We start from the raw sequence: 16453 nt of genomic DNA on the forward strand, positions 1-16453 counted from the left end.
AATCTTGCACATAGCAGGACACTCTGTACACTGTCCTGAAATATTGCCAACGGAGCGGAGTGATGAAGAGCAATTATGGTGGAGTAGACGAAACAGCGCGCAGGGCAAACGCCATGTTGCGTAGTATGAGTGATGACATAATCGATAAGCGTCACGAATTTGGCCTCGATCAGTATTACCAGACCTTCACCCGCAATTCGGTTGCTAATTTGCCCAAACTCAGCCGTCGAGCCGTTGAGCAGGCGATTGAAGAAATGGAATCAAAAGGGCACGTCTTCGGCAAAAAGGATGCTGGCAATACTAAGCACTATGCGCTGACGGTGCAGGATGTCGTCGATATTTATGCACATCGTAAAGTGCCTAAATATCGCGATATTCATAAAGGGGAAGGGCCGTTCGTCATTTTTGTGGTTAACCTCAAGGGCGGTGTCTCCAAGACGGTCAGTACCGTTACCCTGGCGCACGGTCTGCGTGTTCATCCGGACCTGCTGCAGTACGATCTGCGCAATCTGGTTATCGATCTCGATCCCCAGGCCTCCAGCACCATGTTTCTCAATCATGCAAACAGCATCGGTTCTATCATGGAAACCGCGGCGCAGGCGATGCTTAACGATCTGGATGCCGAACAGCTTCATAAAGAGATTATCCAGCCAACGATTATCCCTGGCGTAGACATTATCCCGGCCTCAATTGACGACGGCTTCGTCGCCAGCCAGTGGAACGATCTGGTTCGCGAACATCTGCCGGGCGTGCTGCCGTCGGAAGTGTTGCGCCGCAACATCATCGATCGCGTTGGCGATGACTATGACTTTATCTTTATCGATACCGGCCCGCATCTCGACGCCTTTATGCTTAACGCTATCGCCGCCAGCGATCTGCTGCTCACGCCGACGCCGCCCGCGCAGGTAGATTTTCACTCCACGCTCAAATATCTGACTCGTCTTCCGGAAATGCTGGAGCAGCTGGAAGAGGAGGGCATTAATCCGCGCATTAAGGGTAATATCGGATTTATGTCGAAAATGACCTCCAAGCGGGATCACGAGATGACGCACGGTTTAGCGCGTGACGTATTTACCTCTTACATTCTTGATGCTGCCTTACCGCGGCTGGATGGCTTCGAGCGCTGCGGAGAGACGTTTGACACCATTGTCAGCGCCGATCCTCAGTCTTACCCGGGCAGCACAGAAGCGCTCAAAAATGCCAAGCGCGAGGCGGAGCGCTTTACTCAGGCCGTGTTTAAACGCATTGAATTTGTCAGGAGTTCGCAGTCATGAAAGAAATGAAAAAAATGGGCCGCACGCTGGGTAATTCCAGCTTTTCTCGCATGCTGAGCGAAACGGAGAGCACCCGCGTTTTTATTCTCAAATCCGGCGCCGAAGCGCGTTTCGCCCTGACAAAAATTCTGCATGATGATATTGAAACGCAGACTTATGTGGATGCCGCGGTAAACGGCCGCGACCAGGCTTTTCTTACGCCGGAGTCGGTCAGCGATATTTCCCGTACCATTAAACTTCAGCAGTTCTTTCCGGCTATCGGCCGCGAAGTGGACGGTCGCATTGAAGTGCTTGATGGTTCGCGCCGCCGCGCCGCCTGCCTCTATAACGGCACGCCATTCGAGGTGCTGGTCACTAAAGATGATCTTTCGCTGTCTGACGCGCGCCAGCTCGCTGTCGATATCCAGACCGCGAAAGAGCACACGCTGCGCGAACTGGGTAAACGTCTGATGCTGATGTATCCAGAGAGCATGAATCAGTCAGATATCGCCAGAGCAGAAGGGCTGTCGGCTGCGAAAATCAGCCGGGCCTTTCAGGCCGCTTCAGTACCTGATGAACTGATTGGCCTGTTTCCCTCAGTAAGCGATCTCTCGATCAATGATTATCAGACGCTGCTTGATATCGCTGAGAAAGTCGAAGCAAGACAGGGCAGCCTTGATGAACTGGTAGAGAGAGTACGCGAGCGTATAGAAGGGGATGTAACACTGGATCCGCACGATCCTGGATCGAAATCCCGCATCATTGGCTTTATTCGTTCGGTAAACAGTAGTGCGAAAAGCACGAAAGCTGACAAAAAAGTCGTAACGGAAAAGATGGCGGAGTTTACGGATAAAAAGCAGTTCGCCCGTAAAAAGACCGATGCGGAAAAACGTCTGGTTACCTATGAGTTTTCCCGCATACCTGCGCACTATCAGGCCGAACTCGATACTGCAGTAAAAACGATACTGGAAAAAATGCAGGCCGAGGGTATAGCCCGCTAGCAGCAAGGCCCTGAGTGATGTTTCCTCAGGGCCCCATCCTGAATCGACTCTGTCAGACTCTCACCTCACCTTACCCACGAAAAAAACGAGCTAACCTTCTGTTTTATTGAAATTTGCGTCGAATATTTCAAGCTGAAATTCCCGTCGATTACCGTCATAAAATCCCCTTTTAAGACGCAACAGACCCCTTCTGCACAGCAGAAAGTGACGCTGTGTCTTTTCACGGCGTTCTGATGAAATGTTCCTTATAAATCTGGCCCATCATAAGCAATTGCCCCGTTCAGCACGGTATCAGACAGCAGATGGAGTTTGCTGAGGGCGACTGGCTTACCACCAGACAGGGGACTGATTTTCACTCTTTCGCGGGCACTATCCACTCGGCTTGAAGACTGTCAGGCACGACAGACAAAGGCACACTATGAAGTCTCTCTACATTAGCTCTGGAGAGTGGGTTCCCGCTCAACCATCATTCGTTCCACCCATCTCTTTAAAGCAGCGCGTAGTAAGTAGCTGTTCTGACTCTGGCCGAACGCTGGAATGAGATATTCCTCTGTCATTAGCAGGAGAGAGGAGAGATATAAGCTGTAATGAGTAAACTGCTCTCCACAGCTTATGATACTCACTACAGCTTATATATAAGCTGTAGTGAGTAAAAGGGTCTTTTGGGGCCTTATATAAGCTGTAGTGAGTAAGTTGCTCAGCTAACGTTATCAGCAACAATCAGAGTAAAGGTGCTGAATACTAAGTCACACAACAAAAAGGTCAGGGTAGGGCAGGTGACGAGAGGGCTCAGAGCAAGGGATGTAACTGGAGACGCTGTGATAAAGCATAGAAAAAAAGTATATAAGCTGTAGTGAGTAAGTTACTCACTACAGCTTATGTTTGTGACGCGCGTTCCAGATGAAAGGTTTTGCGAAGCTGGTTATCCGACTGTTTTTTAATGCTAATTCCAGGTTTACTCTATGTAGCACGACATTGTGCTTCCCGTTTTGACCTGTAGAGCAGCCGCAATAACCCCCTTTACTCACCAGAGACTATATAAGCTATAGTGAGTAAATTAACCAACAACCCACGTTTTTAAACGCTTATTCGCGCGAAAAACAAAATGCAATCACTTGTTTTTAAATAATTTTTCCAGATCGTCCATTGAAATCCCCAGCTTCTCGAGAATTTCGAGCTTTTTCGTCAGTTCAGGATCGGGGCTGGCCGGCACAGCAGGTGCTGTCGGGATAATTTCTTCGCTCTCATTTTTAGGCGCTTTCAGCTTGGGCCGGCGATAGTGGACGTTAAAAAAGACCGCACGGCCTCGCTGAACTTCGGTGTAGTCCAGGTAGCCTATCTCCTTCAGCTGCTCCATAGCGCGCCGTACGGTCTGGTTTTGAGAGAATACGGGAGATTTAAGGTTAAGCCTGGCGCGAAGACGTGCAAGTGAAATTGGAGCCGGATTTTTGGGCAGGCTCTCGATAAAGGTATAGATCGCCTGCGCCGACTCGCGCCGCTTGAGCACATTGATCGCTTTAAGCTGCAAAAGAACTTTACGATCAAACTGATACAGTTCAAATAAGCGAGGATCGGCCTGCAGGATAACAATATCTTTTGCGGTATCGTAGTAAGCTGACTGCACAAGGTGCGTAACGTACTCTTTGGAATGCTCTTTCGTGTTCGCGGTGAAAGAGATGACCGTACCTGCTATACGCTTCAAAGAAGGACTTATGCGCTCTCTGAGCTTCTTAGATGAGCGATTCGACGGTATGCCGCAAAGTTTGGCAAACTCGACAAAGGGAAGCTTTACCTTATCGCCAATCACTTTATGTTTGGCGAACGAGTGGATAATCCCCACCCAGGTTTTGAAATCGTTATCCATATCCAGTCGCGGGCCGACAATTTCAACCTTGTCGAAACCTTCTGCCTTGGCCAGCGAAAGCCGGGAGAGCTCTTCGGTCGCGTCCGTTACGGACATGGTGTTTTTTTTGCTGTTTTTTAACGACTTAAGCGTAGGGACAAAAACGCCGAGCCGCATAAGCGCGACCGGTTGCACCGTATTGTTGGCGTTTGGCGTGAGCGTAACAAGTTCGCCAGTGGACTTATCCATCTCCTGGAAAAGGGTATCAAGATCTATGCTTTCGTTATCCAAAACAGGCTCCGGATCCTAATATTAACAATATAACGTGTTAATTTAACTGTCAAAAATCGTTAAGGGCAAAGCACGCGAGTGGTTCTGCAGGCACTTTCAGATCCGCTGAGTCTGTGGATCAAACTTGTATGATCCAGACAGAACTAACAGGACAGCGAATAGCAGCATGAAATTAAAGATAAAAATTATCCACAGTTAAACAGAAAAAACCGTGAGTGAACTCACTATAGCTTATCTTCTTTGCCAGTTACAGCTTATACTTTACGCCTTACAGCTTATGGTTTACTGACTCTAGCTTATATTTTACTGACTACAGCTTATGCGATCACCCTTTCAGGCCAGAACTGGCAAGGGTTACAGCGATCGGGGATCTCTTTAGGATCTTATTGGGATCATATTAGGATCGCATTGTTGGGATCTATTCAGTGGATAACTCTGATCATCAGGCCACTCTGATGGAACCGTTCACTCTTTTTCCTCGCCGGGCAGATTGCACGAACAGCAACACCTCTGCCACCGTTTCACAATGAATACGCCAGGCACGCGCTATTTATGACGCACTTAAACAGAAAGAAAATCGTCGCTTTCTCGCGTCTCAGCTATCTGATGAACACTTTTTAGTGTGCTATTCTTCTGTTTTCACGACGTTATTATTTGATTAGGCAACAGACTGACTGAGTAAGGCTGGATTGAGATAACCTTGCATGGCTAAAGAAATAGTGAAAATCTATTTATACATGAATGATTTACATAATCGATGAAAGTATTGCTTACAATGCAGACGACTGCTCGCTATGTCATCTGCCTACTCAGGAAACGCTAAGCCTCAGTATCTCTGCAGGCCGGTTGTTTGAGCGTCTGCTGAATTCAGACGGCGAGATCCTGCCGCGCGAAACGCTGCTGACTGAAGTCTGGGATAAATATGGACTGCGTGGATCTAACAGTAATCTCAATCAGTATCTGAGCATCCTGAGAAGAGCGCTGGCAGCCTACGGCTGTGAGAACCTCATCGTTACCATTCCAAAAGTAGGTATCCGGCTTAACACTGAAATAGCAATAACGCGCGAATCCGTCTCTTCAGAGGTCGTACCGGATGAAACACCCGTCGTCATGGCTAAACCGGCAATCGATAATCCCGAGAGTGAGCGGACAGAGAAAAAGCAAAAAGGCCGCGAATGGCGAAGCAGCAGATTAGTGAAAACAGCTATTCTGGCTATAGTGCTTAGTGTCATCGCATGGAGCATGTGGAGATCGGAATCCAGCGAGCAGGAGATATCGCCCGTTTCCATTAGCCTGCCGGGCGGATGCAAAGCGGTATTTATCGCCGGGCTGGACCCGAATGAACGAGGATCGGTAACAAAACAGATCCTGCAAATGCTCAGCGAGAATCATCAGTCCTGCGATGCCAGCCGTCGTTTCTATTTCGACAGGAATACCTCCTTTAATCCACAGAACTACGGACGAACGATCCTTTCCTCCTGTAAGCTCAACGATAGCGGTCATGTTATTTCCTGCGATAATTTTTACTATCTTGACTGGAGACTGGATTGAAACGAAGTATTAGCATTGCATTTATTGTTGTGCTGGCAGCCCTGGTTATGCTGTTAATCGGCACTCAATACATTCGCAATACAGCCGATAGCTTTCCCTTTCGTTGCGCGACCTTTACGCGTTACGATCTCAGCCGAAAAGAGGGCAACCGTCTCGATTTTAACGTCACGCAGGATCTGCGTTTCCAGAATCGAAACTCAGGCTATCTCTTGCTTAATGGCCAGGTGATCAGCGGCGATAACACCACGCTGCTTAACAGAAGGCTTATTCTTACTACAGGCGATAAAATTGATTACGATACCTATCGCTATAAAATCAGCCAGATCATCACTTCAGCAACAGATACTACGCCCGATGCCATCTTTAATATTCTCAAGGCAGAGCTGACGCTGGATCCCTCCTACCTGCAGCTTGACGTCGTTAAGGTTGACGAAAAATCTTATCTGATAGGCGGCCCGCTTTCTTATCTGTTCACCTGTCAGCGCTATTAATGCTGGCTGCTTTTGCATCAACATAATATGATTGCGTGCCTGATCCAGCAGGTGTCTTTGCCGATCGTTCTTAAGTATGAAAACAGGGCTTGAATAACATTTTATGCAAAATTAATTTCATGTGGTTACGTAAAGAACTACACATAGCGATATTACGGAATTTCTGCAGCGATGGCGACCGGATCAAAATAACGAAAGCCGTTAAGTCGCGTAAAATGGTCAAATCTTCCGTAAAAAAACGGAAAAAAGGATCGATATATTCTGTATCCTGGTCATGAGAGATAACGCGAAAGGTAATTTAAGCGTAAGGATAAAAACAGGCATTTCGGGGAATAACATCCGCCCTGGAATAAGCGTTGCGATCTCCCGAGGAAGGGTGCCTGCAGCCTTTATCCAGCAGGGCTGCAGACCAGCCCCGGCGTTAACCGGGGATAGCGATCAGGAGTCGATTTGGAAGCTTTTCAGTATTTCGTTAAAACGCTTGACCTCCTCCTCTGTTAGCGGAGAAGCTTTGGACAGAGAGAAAATCAGCAGATCTTCCATATTCAGGGTAAAGATTGCCTGCTTTTGGTAAAGCCGCATACCTTCGCCTCGTTTGAAATCATAGTTAATCAATACGCCTGACGTCAGATTATCACCCAGAACAGCCTGCTCGTAGGGGCCCTGTTTCCAGTCTTTCATCTGTTTTTTCAAAATAGCGAGCTGGCTCTCAATATATTCTTCCACATTGTTATGATTGCCTAACTTATCGCGTGAAATAGTCATCGGCGGCAAAACCGAGCGAGGATCGGCCAGCGTATTCAACGTGCGCTCGCAGTAGCCTTCAGGTAGAGTGATCATTCCTTCGCTAAAGCGGCAAATATGCTTATTCATGTGTCATCTCCATTGCTTTATTATCTTCTCTACGGGCGAACAGCTGCTCGGCCGTAACTTCGCTGACCTTACCGTTATGCAACATAACGATCTTATCCGCGCTCCGGATGGTTTCCGGGCGGTGTGCGATAAGGATGCGGATAATATTCATCCGCTTAATAGCGGTATTGATTTGCGCTTCATTGTAAATGTCCAGATGACTGGTCGCCTCATCCAGCACCAGGATCTGCGGCTCGCGATAAAGGGCGCGCGCCAGCAAAATGCGCTGCAGCTGGCCGCCGGAAAGAAAGGAGCCCATGTCGCCCACCAGACTCTGGTAATTCATCGGCATTTTCATGATATCGCCGTGAATCTGCGCCAGCCGCGCGACGCGGGTAATTTTTGCGTGATCGGGTTCGTTATCGAAAAAGCTGATGTTTTCGCTGATTGAGCCTGAAAACAGAATATCGTCCTGCATCACGCAGCCGATGCGATTACGGTGATGCTGCAGCCCCGTCTGAGTAATATCCATGCCGCCAACGGTGATGGTGCCGCTTTCCGGGTGCAGCAGGCCCAGAATAATTTTCGCCAGCGTGGTTTTTCCCTGACCGGAGGGACCTACAATTGCAATACTTTCACCCGCTTTGATGGTGAGGCTGACACCGTCAATAACCCAGGGTTCGGCAGGCGCATAGCGGAAGCGAATATCGTTTAGCACGATATCCTGCGCTGGCTGTGCGTCATCGCTTTTATGAAGCAACGTCGGGCTCGCCTCTGAGCTCGGTTCGGTTTCTGACAGCACGATATCCGCCAGACGTTCGCCATGCATGCGCAGCATGCGAAAGTCAATAATCGCATTAATCAGGCCCGCGCCGCGGCTCATAAACTGATCGGCAAAGCTGATAAACGCCGTAAGCATCCCCGCCGAGAAGTTACCGTCAAGCACCTGTAGCGCCGCCAGCCATACCAGCACAACCCGGCCGACGGAAGTCAGTAATCCCTGAGCCGAGCCGAACAGGATATTGAGCTTTTGCATTACGATGCCTTTATTGGTGCTGTCCACCAGAAAGTTCATATAGGCAGCAAGGCGCGGCATTTGCTTGTTATTGGTTTTCACTGCCTGAATGCCGCGCAGCGTTTCCAGCAGCGAAGACTGGGTGCGCGCTGAGCTGATAATCTGCTCTTCATTGGCGCGACGCACCGGATCATACGCCATAAAGCGCAGCAGGGCATAAGCCAGGAACAGGGCAATTACCAGCCAGGCGAGTTTTGCATTGTAGATAAACAGCATTGCTACGGTAATGATCGACATAACGCCATCCAGTACCGTGCTGATAAAGCGGGTAGTGAGAGTGCTCTGTATGGTATTTAGCGAGCCGTAGCGGGAGAGAATATCGCCTACATGGCGTGACTCGAACCATTCAAGCGGCAGTTTCAACATATGGTGGCAGACATTGATGGTCCACTGCACGCTCAACTGGCTGGAGAACCAGCTCATTACCCAGGAGCGCAGGGCGGTAATCATGGTCTGAAACAGCGCGATCATGATAAATCCGACGCCAAGCAGGGTAAGCAGGGAGTAGTCGGCGGAAACCAGCACCATATCCATAACCCATTGCATAAAGAACGGCGAGAGCACGCCGAACAGCTCCAGCGCTACCGACAAAATCAGCACCTGTATAAATGCGGACTTTACGCCAGTTACGCTGCCCACCAGCTTACGCATCGAGATGCGCGCTTTTTCTTCTTTAACTTCAAAGGTAGAGGAGGGGATCAGCTCCAGCGCGACGCCGGTGAAGGCGGTGGAGACCTCCTTCAGCGTCATTACCCGAATGCCGCGCGCAGGATCGTGAAGCGTGACCTTATGGCCCTGCACCTTTTTTAGCACGACAAAGTGGTTGAGCTCCCAGTGCAAAATGCAGGGTGTACGCAATTTGGGTAGCTCTTCGAGATCGATGCGCAGCGCACGCGAGCTCATGTTGAGCTGCTGCGCCATCGCAATAACGTCGGCCAGCGTGGCGCCCTTCAGCGAGGTGGCAAACTGGCGACGCAGAGTGATCATGTCGATCTCGTGCCCGTAATAGTTGGCGATCATGCCCAGGCAGGCCAGACCGCACTCGGTCGCCTGGGACTGACGGATCAGCGGCAGGCGGTTAAACCATTTGAAATTGAGTTTCTCTAATAACAACACAGCGCAGACCTTTTAATCAGAGAGAAATTTTGTGACCCAGCGCGAATAACGGCTCCAGCACCCACTCGTAGAGATGACGCTGGTCGACGATAAAGTCGGCATCCAGCGCCATGCCCGGTTTGAGCGGCTCGTCCTGCGAATAGGCTTTGATTGTTTGCTTATCCAGCGCTACCAGCACCCGGTATTGCTGTTCCTGAACATTGTTTTTACCGGTTAAGGCCGTCACTTCCTGCGGCGAAAGGGCGGTGCGAGAAACCTCAATCACTTTGCCGTATTGTTGACCGAACTTCTGGTAGGGAAAGGCTTTATAACGCAGCACCACACGCTGACCAGCCTGAATAAAACCTATGGACTGGGTATTCACCATAATGCGCGCCACCAGCTCGCTGTCGCTGGGCAATATGGCTATGGCCGACTGGCCGGCGTTAACCATCTGGCCGTTTTTGACCATAATCATGCCGACATAGCCGCTTTTCGGTGCGCGCAGCTCAACAGAGCGACGCGCCTCGTTTTCCGCCATCGACTGCCGGTTGTCCGCCAGCTGGCGTTCGATATCATTGCGTTTTTTTTCATCGTCCAGCGGTTTTTCATGCAGCTGCTGCTGTGCCTGAACGATTTTCTGCTTGATATCCAGCAGCTGGCGCTGATACTCCTGATAGCGCGCCTGATTATCGAGCAGCGTAGATTCCTGCTCTTCCAGCTGGCGATTAGACGCGTAACCCTGTTTTTGCATCGCCTTCAGTTTATCGAGCTGTAACCGCGCAAGGGCAACCTGCTTGTTGCGATGCGCCAGCTGCAGCTTTAACTGCTCTTGCTGAAGCTTCCGGCTGTTGACCGTTGCGCGCAGTCCTTCCATTTCAACCTCATGCAACTTGCTGAGGTTGAGCAAATCCTGCTGCAGGCGTTCGCGCTGCGCGGCGAGGTTTTCAGCGATGACCTGGCGTGTCTGTCCCAGCTGCGTGGAAACTTCTGACGACAACACCATCACGACGTCGCCTTTCTTCACATGCTGACCCTCTTTGACCGGAATATCGATCACGGTGGCGCTGACCGGCGGCGGAATAATCAGCATGCCGTTTTTAGGCAGCAGTTCGCCGGTTGAGGATTCATATTTGGTGTAACTGCCAAAAATAAAGAAGAGGGCAGTAGCCGCAGTGATAACGATCACCACGGAAATGACCAACCAGCGATAGGGCGGGCAATAGAGCGCCACGGTGCCCAGACTGCCGCGGTTGGCCGCATCAAGGGCTTCCTGGCGGAATAGCGACTGTTCCATTTACATATTCATCATGAGTTGGGGAATTAACGGCACTGAAAATAACTCAGCATATTGAGTGACAAAGAGCCGGTGCTTTGCGCCAGACCGATCAGCGCGTTAAGGTAGTTCAGACGCGCTTCCGCCTGATCTTTCAGGGCGCTGTAGTATTTTTGCTGGGCATCCAGTTCGTCATTGACCGTACGAAATCCCATCTCGCGGCCGTACTGCACAGACAGCACTTTTTCGCGCGCTGACACCACGGCATTTTTTTCCGCCTGCAGCAGCGCTTTGCCGTTGGTCAGGCTGAGCCAGGCGGAACGCGTGTCCTGAATCGCCTTGCGCTGCGCCTCTACGGTAGAATATTTTGCGGCTTCGCGACGATAAGCGGCTTCAAACGACTGTGAAATCTGACTGCCGCCGGCAAACAGCGGAACAGAGACGTTCACGCCGTACTGAAGATTGCTGCTTTTAGCGTTAGTGCCGAAAATCGCGTCATACAGCACGTTATCTTCGTTGTCATTCCGGCTCCAGTTTTTGCCGTAGCTGGCGTAAAGCGATACGACCGGCATATGCGCGCCGGTTGCTGCCAGCACATCCGCATCAGCCTGATCGTTCTGAAACAGCGCTACCTTGATCTCGGTGTTGCGCTGCTGGCTGGCACCGATCGCTTCGGCTAAAGATGAATAAGGCGTGGACTTCAGACACTGAAAATTCACTGGCTCAATAGTGTCGGGATCAATGCCCGATAAGCGACGAACGGCTTCGCCCGCCAGCAGCAGCTGGTTGCTCGCTTCAATCTCTTTCGCCTGCGCTATCGCGAAGTTCGCTTTCGCTTCATCCACTTCGGTACGGGTGTTCTGACCGTTGCGGAGACCGGCCTGAAGCTTTTCCATCTGCTGTTTGAAGTTATGACTGGCCGCCTGAGCCGCCTGCAGAACCTCTTGCTGATAGAGCACTGAGAAATAGGCGTTGGCGAGAGCGTTCAGCAGTTTTTCTTCAGCCAGACGCGCTTGCGCCTCGGCGGTATTAGCGATAGCGACACCCTTACGCCAGCCGGCATATTTGCTCATATCAAACAGGGGTTGCCTGAGGCGCACGTCATAGCTATGCGTTGTGACGCCGCTCTGATATTTTCGGTTGGGTTGTTCCTGACGATCCCAGCTTCCTTCCAGCGTTAGCGTCGGCAACATACCTGCCATGCCTTGCCAGTATTTTTGCCGATCGGCTTCGCTGGTTTTTTTACTGGACTGCAAAGCAGAGTCGTAGGTTAATGCCGCCTGTGCGGCCTGCTGTAAATTTGTAGCGTAAGCGCTGGATGGCGCGCAACAAAGCGCCACCAGCGCATAGCAGGTTTTATGATTTTTCATGATTTTCGCTGTTTCGGACAATAAAATGATGCCTGGATTAAATTAATTCCTGGGCAAATACATATTTGATTAAATCAGTATTAGAATGCAGCTGAAGCTTGCGCATCGCATTATATTTCTGCGTCGCGACAGTGCTGACGCTGCGCTTACGCAATTTAGCTATCTCCATTAAGTTGTAACCTATGGCAAAAAGCCGGATTACTTCAACTTCTGACGGCGATAACAGACTTTTTGTCGGGCCTGAAAAATTATCACGCGCCAGATGTTTCAGCTGTTCTGAGTAATAAATGCCTGCATTGACGGAACATACCCATTTAAAGGCCTGTACCAGTTCTCGCTGGTCGTCGCGTTTGCTGACGATGGCGTGAACAGGAATTTGCAACACTCTTTTCAAAATAGCGCTGTTATTCTGCGCCGTAAAGATGATGATCTTCAGCCCAGGCATCTGATTATGAATTTCTTCAATTTTTGTTACGCCGTTTAAATCATTGCGTTCAAAGCTAAAGCTAAAATCTGTAATCAAAATGTCAGGTTTTTTCTCCTTTATGCGTATTAACAAATTTTCTGCATCTACGGGATAAGCGCAAATCTCCTGATGATTAAATTCCGCCGCCAGTATTGACTGGATTGAATAAACAATAAACGGGCTTTCATCAGATACACCAACCCCAAGTATCCTTTGTTTTAGTGGCATATCGTCTGATAAATCCTTTAATCAGGTGGATAAGATAAAACAGGGCTCCGCAGAGCCCTGCAGGTTACTGATAGCTGATGGTATAAGACGCTACCGCATTGGCTGTTCCCGGGCTGACCGTTGACGCGGTCTGGTAATAACGTGCATATAGCGGTACGGTAACGAGCGCATCAGAGAGCGGATATGAGGCTACGGCAAAGGGCGTCGCCAGAGCGATCGGTTGCTGATTGCCATTCAGGATTTGCACGCCGACGCCGGTAGCGGTTGACGCGGAATTTAACGCCACTACGCCTGAATCCGACAAACCGCTGACCGCGTCGCCATTGAATTGCATCATCACATCAAATGTACCCGATAAGAGTGCTTCGCAATTCAGCTTAATAGCAAAAGGGATCGCGCTGGTGGTTTGTCCGATACCCGAACCAAATCCACTACTTTTACTAACGGAATAGCTTCCTAACGACACGTTCTGATTTCTATTACCGGCTACGTCACAGGTTTCATCAATTACTGTGGCTGCATATTTAAGGTTTGACGCAACAAAGTTTTCATCACTTCCCTCAACCTGAGAACCAACCCTAAACAGGTTCAAATTAGAACGGCCTGCAATCGCTGTCATCGAAGAAGATGTCCGTACGATTTTAAAAGGTACGTTCAGCATGATCGCTGTATAATTATTTAGCGAACCACCAGTAGCAATGCCTGCATAAGTGTCCACCAAATGCCCAGTAGGGATACTTCCCGCTTCGTTGGAGTATTGTCCGCCATAGCCCAGATACAGACTTAATCCATAACCCAGAGAGTCTTCCGGAATTGAATATGGTTTGAAATAAACTTCTGCAGTCAGTCCATCTTTCCATTGGGTAAAATTAATGCCACAGTCAACATTGACTGTCATAGTACCTTCATACACTGTGGATCCAATTGGTACAGCGCTTGAAATATTTATCCCCAGCGTTTTTAAATCTATAGCAGCAGTTGTCACTGGCGCTTTGCAGGTTATTTTAGTATCTGCGTCAGCGTAGGCCCTGGTTGTTATTATTAACGCAGCATCAACTGCCAATAATGCCAGAGAAAAAACTCTGGCCGCGCTCTTAATTTTTTTAAACAATGTCATAACGTTTCACCTGATTAACCCTGATTCTTATTGTCGGTTACGCTGTTTGAAACGTAGCGAACAGATTGACTCTGATCGCTACTACATGTCGTGGTAAGTCTTGCCAGCGATTTATTTTCACTGGACAGAATATCCCCCGACTCAAGGTTAACCAGACATTTATCCATTGGTGTTTGTCCCCAGGAGACATGCAGGCGATTCACATCCTTATTCAGCCTTACGTAAATTTGTCCGCCTTGTGAAACGGTAGTAATCAGGTTGCCGTTCTCGTCAGCGACGGACGCGCCAAAGGGCAGAGCATTTCCGTTCAGCTGATTGGCGCGAATGAGCAGCGGCTTACCCTTACTGGTTTTGTAGTCCAGTCTGACAACCGCGCCCTCAACCGGGATCACGCGCTGCTGCGTCGCTTCCAGCTCGACGTCAAGCGGAATACCTTTCGGATCGATTGCCAGTTCGTTTATGCGGTAAGGGTTAAGATTCGGCACAATGGCCTTCCCGCTGCCGTTAAGAACAATATTGGGATAACCCAACACCCGCGCACCGCCTGCATCCTCTGCACTTACCACGGCATAGGTCGATGACTGGTACGCGCTGAATATCAGACTGTCAGGTAAAGCCACTACGGTGCCGCTGGCGCCGCCTGATGCTGAATAATAATTTTCCCCTTTAGTGTAAGACGCTGTCAGCGTACTGTATGGCGAACGATATTGTCCGCTCAACGAACCAGACTTATTGTTTTCAACGTCGCGCGAAACGCCAACGCTATAATTATATTGGTTACTATCGCCCACAACGCCGTTAACTGCCGTTTGCGCACTAACGCCTTCTTTAGTATGCGTGGCGCTTCCGCTTATATAGTGCCTGTTATCGCTATCTAAAGGCACTGAAAAGTCAAGCGACAATTGTGTATCATGTCCGCCGGTTGAGTATATTAATCGGTTCGCGGAAAATGTATAGGATACGCGCCCAATCATATTATTGTAGCCGAGCTGGAACTGCGTATTGGTACCGGTATCATTCCAGTAACTTTGAATGAAACCAGTAAGATAGAGATTCCCAAATGAGTCTCCAAAATTTTGGCTGGCTGTCATGGAAAAACGCTGCTTGGGACGTGAAAGATAATTACCACTTCCATTATTACCATGTTTTTTATAAAAATTGTTAATTTGGAGGGCGTTGTCAAAGCTATAATAGCCGGATGACGAAAAGCGATAGGTAGCCAGGGTAAAGTTGGTATTGGTCTGAGAGACTTTCTTACTGTAAGTCGCCCGATAACTGACGCCTTGCTTTTTCTCATCGCCATATTTTGTCTGGGCGCCCGTAATATCAAAGGAAATAGCGCCGACAGGCAGGCCAAACGCGCCGCCTAACAATACGGAGGTATAATTATTCGAACCCAGAATACCGGTGTAGCCAGTCAGGCTATTAGTAAAACCATGTTGAATCGTACCCTGATAGATGGACGGCGTATAAACCATATTATCGCGTCGAGACACACCGCCGGTCAGGGAGTAATAGGTCATGCCAGGGCGTTTCAGTCTCGCCATCGCCGCGTAAGGCACAGAGAAATGCGTTTCGCTGCCGTCAGCTTCTTTGATGGTTTCGTAAATCTTGCTACCGTTCTGGCTCACCATGACCTGAGCATTCGTACGCGCAACGCCGCGGATTTCCGGGGCGTATCCACGCTGGGAATCTGGCCACATCTGTTCGACCGTGTAAATCTGCGCGCCACGAAAGGAGAGGGTGTCAAATATTTCACCGCTGGTATTGCCTTCACCCAGCAGCAAGCGTGATTTCAGCTGTGGAATATCGCGCATGACGTAAGTGTTAATATCATCGTAATGATGATATTCATTGCCCTGCTGACGACGCCAGCTTAGCGCGCCATCGTGACGAAACATCCAGCCGCCCAGATTAAAACCCGCCAGCGCTCGGCCATAGAAGGAGTCATATTCACGTCCGCCACTGTAAACGGAGCGATAATAGTTAGTGTTATAATTCAGCGTAAAAGCAGTTTCACCTTTGTCCCAGAACTCTGGGGCAACATAGCCGCGCGCCGATCGCAGCAGGTAGATTTGCGGAATAGAGATATCCATCTGCATATCAGCGCTGTTAATGGCTGCGTGGCTGTTCTCAATAACCTCCTCAAGGGCAACGCACTGCTTGCCAGAACGTAATTCTTCCGCCTGCTGCGAATTAAAAACGCTGTCTTTGATGGCCAGATTTTTTACCAGATCATAAGAGAGACAGGCTTTAGTTCCGCTCCCTTCACGTATTACACGAACGTTATCACGACCAATCTGGCGACCATTAAGAAAAATATCCAGGGTATAGACGCCTGGATCTATGGGGTTGCCATTTGCATAACGGGAAACATCGACTTTGACCCCTGGTAAATTTTTCACAAAGGATTCGTCGAACTCATAATTCGTTTCAGCCCAGGCTGAAGCTGTCGTAGCAATAAGAAAAAGTGCTAAAAAAGAGCGACAAAAATGTCTGCCCGATGACTTATTTACAGAGACTGTCCTTGCCATCATATCTACC

At 49.3% G+C, this 16453-nt stretch carries 12 protein-coding genes; 4 read left to right on the top strand and 8 right to left on the bottom strand.

What is annotated here, in order from left to right:
• Positions 1-62 precede the first annotated feature (62 nt).
• A complete protein-coding gene (locus AC6I7Z_RS21940) occupies positions 63-1274 on the top strand; it encodes an AAA family ATPase (RefSeq protein WP_497815919.1) in 1212 nt (403 codons plus the stop codon).
• Positions 1271-2254 carry a ParB family protein gene (locus tag AC6I7Z_RS21945; protein WP_497815920.1) on the top strand — a complete coding sequence of 328 codons (984 nt, stop codon included), beginning with the start codon at positions 1271-1273 and terminating at the stop codon, positions 2252-2254. The genes AC6I7Z_RS21940 and AC6I7Z_RS21945 overlap by 4 nt, the downstream gene beginning before the upstream one ends.
• Before the next feature lie 1111 nt (positions 2255-3365).
• On the opposite strand, the gene AC6I7Z_RS21950 is transcribed toward AC6I7Z_RS21945, so the two are convergent.
• Entirely contained in the window at positions 3366-4346 is a 981-nt protein-coding gene (locus AC6I7Z_RS21950) for a RepB family plasmid replication initiator protein (RefSeq protein WP_497816083.1), read from the bottom strand.
• An 888-nt stretch (positions 4347-5234) separates the two neighbouring features.
• Between AC6I7Z_RS21950 and AC6I7Z_RS21955 the strand changes: the two genes are divergently transcribed.
• A complete protein-coding gene (locus tag AC6I7Z_RS21955; protein ID WP_497815921.1) occupies positions 5235-5939 on the top strand; it encodes a winged helix-turn-helix domain-containing protein in 705 nt (234 codons plus the stop codon).
• Positions 5936-6430, top strand: a complete 495-nt coding sequence (locus AC6I7Z_RS21960) for a FidL-like protein (protein ID WP_497815922.1) — start codon at positions 5936-5938, stop codon at positions 6428-6430. The genes AC6I7Z_RS21955 and AC6I7Z_RS21960 overlap by 4 nt, the downstream gene beginning before the upstream one ends.
• 438 nt (positions 6431-6868) lie before the next feature.
• Here AC6I7Z_RS21960 and AC6I7Z_RS21965 read toward each other — a convergent pair whose 3' ends face one another.
• The 7 genes from AC6I7Z_RS21965 to AC6I7Z_RS21995 form a co-directional block, all read right to left on the bottom strand.
• Positions 6869-7303, bottom strand: a complete 435-nt coding sequence (locus AC6I7Z_RS21965; protein WP_497815923.1) for a DcrB-related protein — start codon at positions 7301-7303, stop codon at positions 6869-6871.
• Positions 7296-9473, bottom strand: a complete 2178-nt coding sequence (locus AC6I7Z_RS21970; protein ID WP_497815924.1) for a peptidase domain-containing ABC transporter — start codon at positions 9471-9473, stop codon at positions 7296-7298. Before AC6I7Z_RS21970 ends, AC6I7Z_RS21965 begins: the two co-directional genes overlap by 8 nt.
• Before the next feature lie 16 nt (positions 9474-9489).
• Positions 9490-10749 (bottom strand): HlyD family secretion protein, encoded by a 1260-nt coding sequence (locus AC6I7Z_RS21975; protein WP_497815925.1) that lies wholly within the window; start codon positions 10747-10749, stop codon positions 9490-9492.
• Positions 10750-10775: 26 nt separating this feature from the next.
• A complete protein-coding gene (locus AC6I7Z_RS21980) occupies positions 10776-12098 on the bottom strand; it encodes a TolC family outer membrane protein (protein ID WP_497815926.1) in 1323 nt (440 codons plus the stop codon).
• A gap of 37 nt (positions 12099-12135) precedes the next feature.
• Positions 12136-12792, bottom strand: a complete 657-nt coding sequence (locus AC6I7Z_RS21985; RefSeq protein ID WP_497815927.1) for a response regulator — start codon at positions 12790-12792, stop codon at positions 12136-12138.
• Positions 12793-12856: 64 nt separating this feature from the next.
• Complete coding sequence (locus tag AC6I7Z_RS21990; RefSeq protein ID WP_497815928.1) at positions 12857-13909, bottom strand: fimbrial protein; 1053 nt, start codon at positions 13907-13909, stop codon at positions 12857-12859.
• A 14-nt stretch (positions 13910-13923) separates the two neighbouring features.
• The gene (locus AC6I7Z_RS21995) at positions 13924-16446 is read right to left on the bottom strand and encodes a fimbria/pilus outer membrane usher protein (protein ID WP_497815929.1); all 2523 of its coding nucleotides are present in this window, start codon (positions 16444-16446) and stop codon (positions 13924-13926) included.
• Positions 16447-16453 lie beyond the last annotated feature (7 nt).

The organism is Pantoea sp. X-Soil-MYKO-1289, from assembly GCF_059730625.1.

What these genes read in the sequence shown, in the direction of transcription:
- AC6I7Z_RS21965 (WP_497815923.1), bottom strand. Translation starts at nt 7,303, where the DNA reads ATGAATAAGCATATTTGCCGCTTTAGCGAAGGAATGATCACTCTACCT.
- AC6I7Z_RS21950 (WP_497816083.1), bottom strand. Translation starts at nt 4,346, where the DNA reads ATGGATAAGTCCACTGGCGAACTTGTTACGCTCACGCCAAACGCCAAC.
- AC6I7Z_RS21940 (WP_497815919.1), top strand. Translation starts at nt 63, where the DNA reads ATGAAGAGCAATTATGGTGGAGTAGACGAAACAGCGCGCAGGGCAAAC.
- AC6I7Z_RS21995 (WP_497815929.1), bottom strand. Translation starts at nt 16,446, where the DNA reads ATGATGGCAAGGACAGTCTCTGTAAATAAGTCATCGGGCAGACATTTT.
- AC6I7Z_RS21945 (WP_497815920.1), top strand. Translation starts at nt 1,271, where the DNA reads ATGAAAGAAATGAAAAAAATGGGCCGCACGCTGGGTAATTCCAGCTTT.
- AC6I7Z_RS21975 (WP_497815925.1), bottom strand. Translation starts at nt 10,749, where the DNA reads ATGGAACAGTCGCTATTCCGCCAGGAAGCCCTTGATGCGGCCAACCGC.
- AC6I7Z_RS21990 (WP_497815928.1), bottom strand. Translation starts at nt 13,909, where the DNA reads ATGACATTGTTTAAAAAAATTAAGAGCGCGGCCAGAGTTTTTTCTCTG.
- AC6I7Z_RS21985 (WP_497815927.1), bottom strand. Translation starts at nt 12,792, where the DNA reads ATGCCACTAAAACAAAGGATACTTGGGGTTGGTGTATCTGATGAAAGC.
- AC6I7Z_RS21980 (WP_497815926.1), bottom strand. Translation starts at nt 12,098, where the DNA reads ATGAAAAATCATAAAACCTGCTATGCGCTGGTGGCGCTTTGTTGCGCG.